Consider the following 8,939-nt stretch of genomic DNA (forward strand, 5'->3'; position numbering starts at 1 on the left):
CCGCCTCGCTAGAACAGGCCGACCGGCGCGAGTGGCCGGCCGTCGACGAGGCGCGCATAGCTGTAAGCGGCCGGATCGACCAGCGGCGTGTCGCCGGTGACGACATCGGCGGCGAGCTTGCCGGCGGCAGGACCGATGCCGAAGCCGTGACCGCTGAAGCCGGTCGCGAGATAGAAGCCGGGCAGGGGATCGACCTTGGAGATCACCGGAATGGTGTCGGGCGTGGTGTCGATGGTGCCGCCCCAGGCCTCCGCGATTCTGATCTCCTTCAAGTCGGGATTGGCCTTGATCAGCTCGGCGAGCGCCGCATTGACCAGCGACATGTCGGGCGCCGGATCGCGCACGCGCTCGGCCTCGAACGGCGACGGCTTGTCCAGGCTCCATTGGGTGCCGCGGATGATCTGATCGAAGAATGATTTGCCGAACGACAGCTTCAGCCCTTTGCGGCGCTCTTTGTAGGTCGCCAGGAAGGCGCGCGCATAGCGGAACAGGTCCGGCGACAATTCGACCGTGCCGCGGCCGCGCAGCGCCAGCGTGAAGCCGCCGTCGAGGCGGCGGCGGATGCAATAGAGATCGGTGCCGAGCGCGCCGGAGGTGATCTCCGGCCCCGGCGTGGTCCGGCAGGCGGTGGCGTTGACGAGCCCGATGGGCAGCTCGATGCCATGGCGGCGACAGAACAGCGAAGACCATGCGCCGCCCGCGAGCAGCACGGCTCCGGTGCGAATGGGGCCTTTCTCGGTGACCACAGCGCTGACGCGTCCGCCCTCGGTTTCGAGCCCGCGCGCCGCACAGTCCTGGTGGATGGTGACGCCATGCTTGCGCGCGGCGATGGCAAGTGCGGGCACCGCCATCGACGGCTCGGCGCGGCCGTCGCTTGGTGTGTGCAGGCCGCCGACCCAGGTATCGGTGTTGCCGGGCATGCGCTCGGCGACTTCGGCGGGCGACAGCACCGTCGAGTGCACCTGCTGCTCGCGCGCGATCGCCGCCCATTTTTCCCAGGCAGCCAGCTCTTCCGGGTTCTTGGTCAGGAACAGCACGCCGGTCCGGCGGAAGCCGGCATCGACCCCGGCCTCGTTCTGCATGTCCTCCCACAGCCGCAGCGCCTCGCGCGCGAGCGGGATCTCGGCGCGGGCGCGGCCCTGCTGGCGGCACCAGCCCCAATTCCGGCTCGACTGCTCGGCGCCGACATGTCCCTTCTCGATCAGCGCGACCGAGAGTCCCTTCTTTGCCAGATGGTAGGCCGCCGAGACGCCGATGACACCGCCGCCGATGACGACGACATCGGCCTGCGCCGGCAAGCGTTCATCGCTTGCGATGCGGTTGAGCGGCGGGGACATGGCATTCTCCTGACAGGAAGGTCATTGCAGTGGTCGATCACGTGACGTTCATGCGCGGATCGAGCGCGTCGCGCAGTCCGTCGCCGAGGAAGTTGAAGCTGGTCACGGCCAGCGTGATGGCCACACCCGGCGCAATGGCGAGCCAGGGCGCGCTGGTCAGATAGATCTGGGCGTTGTTGAGCATGTTGCCCCAGCTCGCCGCAGGCGGCTGGATGCCGTAGCCGAGATAGCTCACATAGGATTCGAGCAGGATGGCCGTGGCGACGTTGAGCGTGGCGGCGACCACGATCGGCGCGATGGCGTTGGGCACGAGCTCGTGGAACATGATGCGCAGGTTCGATGATCCGAACGCGACGGCTGCGACCGCGAAGTCGCGCTCGCGAAGTGCGCGGATCTGCGCCTCGACCACGCGGGCGACGCTCATCCAGGAGGTGGCGGCGATCAGGAGCGTGGTCGTGAGCAGGCCGGGTTCAGTGAGTGCGGCAAGCGTGACCAGCAGGAAGATGGTCGGAAAGCACAGCACGGCATCGACCAGCCGCATCAGGACCGCGCCGAGTGCGCCGCCATAGAAGCCGGCGAATGCGCCGACCAGGATGCCGATCGCCATCGCAATCACCATGGCGATGATGCCGATCGAGAGCGAGACGCGTCCTCCCATCATCAGCCGCGCCAGCACGTCGCGTCCGAGCTCGTCGGTGCCGAGCAGATGCGCACCCGACAAAGGCGGCGCGAACCGCTTCATGATGTCGATATAGGTGTCGTCGAACGGCAGCAGATACGGCCCGAGCGCCGAGGCGAGCGCAAGCAGGATGATGATCAGCGCGCCCGCCATGGCGAGCCGATGGCGGCGGAAACGCCGCCAGGCGGCATAGCCGGGCGTGGGGTGGGCGCTCTGCGACACGACGATGCTCATCGCCTATTCCATCCGGATCCGCGGATCGACCACGGCATAAAGAATGTCGGCGAGCAGCGAGCCGACCAGCACCATCATGGCCGAGAACATCAGGATGCCCATCACCACCGGATAGTCGCGATAGCCGATGGAATCGAGAAACAGGCGGCCCATGCCGGGCCAGGTGAACACGGTCTCGGTGACCAGGGCCCCGCCGAGCAGCGTCGGAAATTGCAGGCCGGCGATGGTGATCATCGGCAGCAATGCGTTGCGCAGCGCATGCAGCGCCAGGATGCGCCGCTCCGGCAGGCCCTTGGCGCGCGCGGTGCGGATGTAATCCTGGTTGATGACCTCCAGCATCGAGGATCGCATGTAGCGCCCCCACATCGCGGTCTCGACCAGCGCCAGCACCATCGCCGGCGCGATCAAATGGTGCAAAAGGTCGAGCATCGAGCCGTCGCCGATCGTCTCCCGGTTGCCGGCCGGCAGCCAGCCGAGCTGGATCGAGAACACGTAGATCGTCACCAGCCCGAACCAGAAGGTCGGGATCGACAGCGCGATCATCGCGCCGACGGTCGCGAGCTGGTCGAACAGCGAATAGCGCCTGACTGCGCCGATCACTCCGACCCAGCCGCCGAGCAGGACGGCTATGATGGTTGCCGTCACCATCAGCTCGAGCGTGGCGCCGAGATGCGACCCGATCACGGAGAGCACCGCCTCGCCGTCGCGATAGGAGTGGCCCCAATCGCCGCGGACCATGCGGCCGAGCCAGTCGAGATATTGGATCGGCAGCGGACGATCGAGGCCCAATTGCCGGGTCACGCGATCGAGATCCTCCTGCGTCATCTGCGAGGACGCCGCGAATTGCGATAATGGACCGCCGGGTGCCAGATGCAGGATCGCAAAGCCGATCGCCGAGACGATCACCAGCAGCATCACCGCCTGCAGCAGCCGATTGGCGACGTAGCGGAGCATCTCAGGCGATGTCGTTGGTTCGAGCGTCGATAAGCATCGTTGCGATCTCGTGATGCGGCCGGTGCCAACCTCGCCCCGCTGGGGGCAGGATTATCGCATAGAATGATCGAAACTTTGTCCGAGTCTTTCTCCACGTCGTCATGGCCGGGCTTGTCCCGGCCATCCACGTCGTTCGGCATCCTGGGAATGACGTGGATGCCCGGGACAGGCCCGGGCATGACGGTGTAACTAATGGGCAGGCTCGCTCGTCGTGTCCGCCCCATATCGCTATATGCGATAGCGCTGCCGCTTGCGGTGACACGACGAGCTTCGCTCGCGCTGAGGGCTCGGACTGCATCAAAAGATGCAATCCGGGTGAGGGGGTACCAACACTCACACCGTTCGGGCGTCTGCCCCTCATCCCAACCCTCTCAGCGCGAGTGAAGCTCGTCGCGACCCCGTAAAGAACAGAGAGAGGGGGCGGACCGTCATCGGTGCGCGAGTTCGCAATCAACGTGGCGAGATACATGGCGCCGTGCTTTCTCCATCCAACCGCCTCAGGTCCAATACCATTCCCGGATGTTCCAGCAGTTCGACGAGGTGTTGATGTTGGGACGGAAGCCCTGCAATCCCTCCTTGACGCCCTCGCTGATGGTGGCCTGGAACAGCGGCAGGATGGCGAGATCGTTGCGGACGAGCTTCTGCAGGTCGCCATAGATGGTCTTGCGCTTGCCGAGGTCGAACTCCTTGGCGCCCGCGGCGAGCAGCCGGTCGGCCTCCGCGCTCTGATACTGATAGGTGTTGTAGCCGCGGCCGCCTTTGGCGGGGATTGCGCCGGAGCCGAAGCGCGGCGTCACGTCCGGATCGCTTCCCAGCATGAAGTTCACCCCGACCAGAACGGAATTGAACTTCGACTGCAGCCAGAAGTCGCCCCAGATCACGGCTGCCGGCATGTTGTTGACGCGCATCGCCGCGCCGATCGCGCGCCAATCCTGCATCAGGAGCTGCTGGGTCTGCTCGCGGACCGCGTTGCCGGTCGTGGTCGAGTTGGTGAATTCGAGCTTGACGCCGCCCTTCTCGCGGATGCCGCCGGAGCCGCGCACCCAGCCGGCCGCATCGAGCAGGGCATTGGCTTTGGCGGGATCGTAGGCGTGCTGCGGCAGGCCCTGCTGGAACGACCAGGCCTGCTGCGGTACGAAGCTCTCGGTTGGCGTCGGCAGGCCATAATTGAGCGCGTCGATGATCGCCTTCTTGTTGATCGCGAGATAGAGCGCCTCGCGCACCGCGCGGTCGGCGAACGGGCCGAACTGCAGGTTGGGCGCGATATGCTCCACCGACGACGTCGAGGAGACGAAGACCTTGCGGCCCCGCAGCGATTTCGCCTCCTGCACGAAGTTCGGCAGGATGCCCTGCATGCCGGTGTAGTCGACCTGACCGGTGCGAAATTGGGTGTAGAGCACCGTCAGGTCCGGGATGTATTTGAAGACCACGCGCTCGAGATACGGTCCCTTGCCGTGATAGCCGGTGTAGCCGTTCAGAAGGATATGGTCTCCGGGCACCCGCTCGCCCCAGCGGAATGGCCCGGTCCCGACCGGGGCGTTGTGGAATGGGGAGCTGTTCGGATCGGAGACCTTTTCCAGAATGTGCTTGGGCACCATGAAGGTCAGGGACAGGATCGACAGAAAGGGCGAATAGGCGGATTCCATCCGCCAATGGATCTCATCGGGCGCGACCACCTCGATGTCCTTGACGAGGCTGAAGCCCACCCGGCTGCGCGCGCGGAAATCCGGATTGTTGACCAGATCGAGCGAGAACTTGACGTCGTCAGCGGTGAACGCGGTGCCGTCGTGCCACTTCACGTCGTTGCGCAGCTTGATCTTCCAGGTCAGCCCGTCCGCCGAGAGCCCGCCATTCTCGATGGTCGGGATTTCGCGCGCGAGGTCGGGCACGAGCTTACCGTCGGGATCGATGAACCAGAGCGGCGAGAACAGCTGCCACCAGAGGCCCTGATCGACCTCGATGGCGGGCATCAGCGGGTGAAACACGGTCGGCTCTTGCGAGAGCGCCGCGATGACCTGCCCGCGCGGCTTCTCCGGCGGCTTGCCCGGTCCCTCGGACTGGGCGAATGCGTTCGAAAGGCCGAGGCCGGCACCCGCAAGCGTGCTGGCACTCAACATTATGAAGCGGCGGCGGCTGGGAAGGCCGAGGGAGGAATGATCCAACGCCGGAATGCCGGGTCGATTCGAAGCGTCCGCCATGTTTCCCCCTCCGCTGTGACCTCAATGCCTGATCCTGGCGCGGGCTCACTCACCGCCGCAGGAGCCGGCCATTCTTCAGCACACCTAAATCGCTCGACATAAATTTCATCATGGCTAAATATGCGAGTCAATCTTACTGATGACGATTGCACTCGCTTTCAATGATACTAATCCGCGCAGGATGCTGATCGCTTGGGCAGCAAGGGATAAGGGACAATGGATATGACCGAGCGCGGCCCCACGAAGGTCACCAGGAACGCTCCGCTAGCTGACGCCGAGGAGGCCGGCGACCAGCGTCTCGGCGAGACCGTCCGGCTGCTGCGTCAGCGCGCGGGGCTGTCGATCCAGGATGTCGCCAACCGCACGGGGCTCTCGACCGGCATGATCAGCCAGCTGGAGCGGGCGCGCGCGATGCCCTCGATCCGCACGCTGCGTCTGCTCAGCGTCGCGCTCGACGTGCCGATCTCTTATTTCTTCGAGGACAGCGCTGCGCCTGCGCCCCAGCGCTACATCGTGCGCAAGAACCACCGGCGGCTGCTTCGGCTCACCTCCAGCGGCGTCGTCAAGGAGGCGCTGACGCCGGCCGGAAAGGGCGAGCTCGAATTCTACGAGCTGACCCTCAATCCGGGCGGTTCGTCGGGGACCGATTTCGTCCAGCATACCGGCGAGAAGGCCGGCTACATCCTGTCGGGAAGCCTTCGCCTCTGGCTCGATCACGAGGCCCATGTGCTGGAGGCTGGCGACAGCTTCCGCTTCCCCAGCATCGTGCCGCACATGTTCGACAACCCGACCCAGCGGGTGGCCCGCGTGCTTTGGGTGACGACGTTGAGGCGAAGCGATCCGGCTCCGGACTGAGCGTCCGGTGGTGCGCTATTTGCCGACCTTGTTGTGCACCATCCAGAACCGCACCGTGCGCTGGGCGGTATCGAGCGAGAGCCGGCTATAGTCCTTCTCGGCGAGCCGCAGGGTTTCCGGGTCGATGCCGTGCTTTACCGGTCGGAAGCGCAGGATCTTTGCGACCGCGGACCAGCCGAGCCCCGCTGAGCGGCAGGGGATCAGCACGAGGTCGGCACGCGGACCTTCCAGCACCTTCGCCATCAGCTCGGTCGGCACATTGTTGAGCAGGCCGAGCGCGGCGGCGATCTCGCTGAAGCGCCGGGCTTCGGCGAACCAGCCGATCGCGGCGTCGTTCAGCTCGTTGAGGCCCTTCATGCGCTTGACCGCCTCTTCGGCGAGCGCGAAGTCGCGGGCCGAAAGCCCGGTTTCGGCACGCGCCGCGTCCGTGAACGTCTTCAGGACCCGTTGGATCTCCTGCTGCAGCTCCGGGCTGGCCTGCGCCATCAGCTTGGTGCGCACCGTCTCGGTGGCGCGGCGCAGCAGATCGCGCAAATGTTTCGGTGGCAGGTCGACGCGCAGGCCGATGAGCTCGGTCAGTTCGTCGTCCTCTTCCGCGCGCGCCAGCATCCCCGAATAGCCGTCTTCGGAAAATCGCGCGGTGGCGTTGGTGGCGAGCTTGCGCAGCACGCGGCGTTCGCCACGGTCGACGATGATATCGGTGACGGCTTCGGTTAGATGCGCACGGCCGGAGATCGCCATCAGGTGCGCCTGGCCCTTGGTCGAGGCCACCTCGACCAGCGTGTTCTCCGTCAGCCGGGTGGAATGCTTCAGCACGCTTTCGGCGACCGCGATTTCGTCGTCGCGGGCAAGCCGCTGAATGACGTCGATCGGCGCGTAATCGATCAGCGCCAGGCATTTGGACAGCTCCGCACGCGCTCGCGCCTCCACCCGGGAGACCAGCATACACAGCACGTTATCGAATACCTGGATCTGCTCCTCGCTCAGGCGTTCGCCGTCATGCAGGAACAGCGTGGTGACCTGGCGCAGCGTGTTGACGCGCTTTTCCGAGGAGCCGCTGCGCACCGCGGTTTCGAGCTCGGCAATGATCGAATGCTCCGAGAGCATGAGCTGTTCTGGCTGCTGCACGATGATGGTCGCCTGGATGTCCGTTGTCCGAGCCGCGGTCTGGCGCGATGGCCATATCGCTTGCGGCAGAAGTCTTGCGCGATCCAGATAACAACGCGTTAGATCGTGGCTCCGTAGAAACCCGGAAAAAAGAGAGGAAAAATTAAGCTCGGCGCGCTAGCTTCGTCTGGCGATTTCGGATGCAGCGCTTCGGGCAGTTTGTCAGCAACCGAAGAGTTTGGTTGTGAGACGCGTGCCGACAGCGGCGACGGCGAAGAACTGAGGATTGATCAGCGTTCTTCGTGCGGCTTGCTCGATGGCAAGTTAGAAGCGCAAAGCGCTTGTTAGATCAGGCACGAAGCCGGGTTTCTTCATCCTCTTCCTTGATCGAAGCCCCGCTCACTTCGGATGAAAGCCTCCGAAGAATTGTGCTTTAATGCAAATTCTTGGGACTGGCTCTGCTGCCGCTTCGCGACGGGGCGCGTTCGTCTCGCACCCGGCGCTTCGCAGAAAGATCCTCATGCCCTCAATGATCATCACTGGCCGGCCTAGCCCGCTGACGATCTGCGGTATTTGCCTGCATCTCAGTCCTGGAGGCGGCTGCTGATGGCGCCGATCGGCAAGACGCAGGCCGAGCTGACCCGTCTCGTGGAGGACGCGATCCGGAGCGAACCGGGCTGCGAGACGGTGCAGGTTCCTGCGGTGACGCCACTGCCGCATGTGCGCGAAGGGCGCAATTGGCAGATCCCGGAGGTCGTGCTCGGCGATAGCCTGATCAGCGATGTCGACCGCGCGGTGATGAGCGTGCAGCGCCGGTTGGGCCGCGAATTTCACCTGATCGCGGATCAATCCGAGCCGACCGGCGGATCCGCCTAAATCCCTGCCTCACTGGCTGTCGTCACCGTGGTCGCACGATGTGGGCGGCGTGCGGACGCTCGTGCGACCAGACGGACGACCAGCACGGCGAGCGGCGGGATGAGGAACAGGGCGTAAAGCGGCATGGCAGGCACGCGCTTGCCAAAGGAGACCATGAACTGCAGCAGCAGGTAATAGCCACAGAACAGATGCAGCCGTCGCCAGTTGCGAGGGCCAAGTGCTGCGGCGGTGCGGTCGAACGACGTGGCCGTCATCGCGATGATCGCGGCGTAGCCGATGCTGCCAAAGATGAACGAGGCAGGGCTGGTTGCGGCGGCAAAGCCCGCCGGGTCGATCCGCGCGAAGGCGAGGATGGCGAGCGCATGGATCGCGTGCGAAGCCGCGAACGCCAGTCCGAACTGGCGGCGGTTGCGCAACAACCAGCCGGTCCAGCCGTTCGGCCACAGACGTGCCAGTGCGCCGGCTGAGAAGGCGAGGCAGAACAGCGCCAGCGATGTCTTGGCGGTGAAGCGGATCACCATCCGCACGCCCTCGACCTCGAAGCCTCTCATGGAGGCGAGCCAGAGGCTGAGCGCGATCAGCATCAAAGCGAGGAGGGCGAGCAGCCGGTTGCCTTCGAACCAGTCTTCGAACCTGTCTTGCCGAGATCGGGACATGCGG

At 65.0% G+C, this 8,939-nt stretch carries 8 protein-coding genes; 2 read left to right on the plus strand and 6 right to left on the minus strand.

Annotated features, from left to right (window positions below):
- Nucleotides 1-8 precede the first annotated feature (8 nt).
- The 4 genes from BRAS3843_RS26275 to BRAS3843_RS26290 all read right to left on the minus strand — a co-directional run bounded on the left by BRAS3843_RS26275 (nt 9) and on the right by BRAS3843_RS26290 (nt 5,441).
- The gene (locus BRAS3843_RS26275; protein ID WP_008972135.1) at nt 9-1,337 is read right to left on the minus strand and encodes an FAD-binding oxidoreductase; all 1,329 of its coding nucleotides are present in this window, start codon (nt 1,335-1,337) and stop codon (nt 9-11) included.
- A gap of 37 nt (nt 1,338-1,374) precedes the next feature.
- Nucleotides 1,375-2,250: an ABC transporter permease gene (locus BRAS3843_RS26280; RefSeq protein ID WP_008972136.1), complete on the minus strand. Its 876-nt coding sequence runs from the start codon at nt 2,248-2,250 to the stop codon at nt 1,375-1,377.
- Between the two features lie 3 nt (nt 2,251-2,253).
- Complete coding sequence (locus BRAS3843_RS26285; RefSeq protein ID WP_008972137.1) at nt 2,254-3,204, minus strand: ABC transporter permease; 951 nt, start codon at nt 3,202-3,204, stop codon at nt 2,254-2,256.
- A 536-nt stretch (nt 3,205-3,740) separates the two neighbouring features.
- Nucleotides 3,741-5,441, minus strand: a complete 1,701-nt coding sequence (locus BRAS3843_RS26290) for a peptide ABC transporter substrate-binding protein (protein ID WP_008972139.1) — start codon at nt 5,439-5,441, stop codon at nt 3,741-3,743.
- A gap of 216 nt (nt 5,442-5,657) precedes the next feature.
- On the opposite strand from BRAS3843_RS26290, the gene BRAS3843_RS26295 reads away from it, so the two are divergent.
- On the plus strand, nt 5,658-6,296 hold the full coding sequence (locus BRAS3843_RS26295; protein ID WP_244425473.1) for a cupin domain-containing protein: 639 nt from the start codon (nt 5,658-5,660) through the stop codon (nt 6,294-6,296).
- Between the two features lie 15 nt (nt 6,297-6,311).
- Here the strand turns inward: BRAS3843_RS26295 and BRAS3843_RS26300 are convergent, their stop codons facing one another.
- A complete protein-coding gene (locus tag BRAS3843_RS26300; RefSeq protein WP_035982814.1) occupies nt 6,312-7,424 on the minus strand; it encodes a DUF2336 domain-containing protein in 1,113 nt (370 codons plus the stop codon).
- 585 nt (nt 7,425-8,009) lie between these two features.
- Here BRAS3843_RS26300 and BRAS3843_RS26305 point away from each other — a divergent pair.
- Complete coding sequence (locus BRAS3843_RS26305) at nt 8,010-8,279, plus strand: hypothetical protein (protein WP_008972142.1); 270 nt, start codon at nt 8,010-8,012, stop codon at nt 8,277-8,279.
- Here BRAS3843_RS26305 and BRAS3843_RS26310 read toward each other — a convergent pair.
- Nucleotides 8,276-8,935 (minus strand): ferric reductase-like transmembrane domain-containing protein, encoded by a 660-nt coding sequence (locus tag BRAS3843_RS26310; protein ID WP_008972143.1) that lies wholly within the window; start codon nt 8,933-8,935, stop codon nt 8,276-8,278. The two genes, BRAS3843_RS26305 and BRAS3843_RS26310, sit on opposite strands and share 4 nt — an antisense overlap.
- Between the last annotated feature and the right edge of the window lie 4 nt (nt 8,936-8,939).

The sequence above is a fragment of the Bradyrhizobium sp. STM 3843 genome, assembly GCF_000239815.1.
Classification (GTDB): Bacteria; Pseudomonadota; Alphaproteobacteria; order Rhizobiales; family Xanthobacteraceae; genus Bradyrhizobium.

Coding starts and splice junctions, on each gene's coding strand:
- BRAS3843_RS26275 (WP_008972135.1), bottom strand. CDS start 1,337: ATGTCCCCGCCGCTCAACCGCATCGCAAGCGATGAACGCTTGCCGGCG.
- BRAS3843_RS26280 (WP_008972136.1), bottom strand. CDS start 2,250: ATGAGCATCGTCGTGTCGCAGAGCGCCCACCCCACGCCCGGCTATGCC.
- BRAS3843_RS26285 (WP_008972137.1), bottom strand. CDS start 3,204: ATGCTCCGCTACGTCGCCAATCGGCTGCTGCAGGCGGTGATGCTGCTG.
- BRAS3843_RS26290 (WP_008972139.1), bottom strand. CDS start 5,441: ATGGCGGACGCTTCGAATCGACCCGGCATTCCGGCGTTGGATCATTCC.
- BRAS3843_RS26295 (WP_244425473.1), top strand. CDS start 5,658: ATGGATATGACCGAGCGCGGCCCCACGAAGGTCACCAGGAACGCTCCG.
- BRAS3843_RS26305 (WP_008972142.1), top strand. CDS start 8,010: ATGGCGCCGATCGGCAAGACGCAGGCCGAGCTGACCCGTCTCGTGGAG.
- BRAS3843_RS26310 (WP_008972143.1), bottom strand. CDS start 8,935: ATGTCCCGATCTCGGCAAGACAGGTTCGAAGACTGGTTCGAAGGCAAC.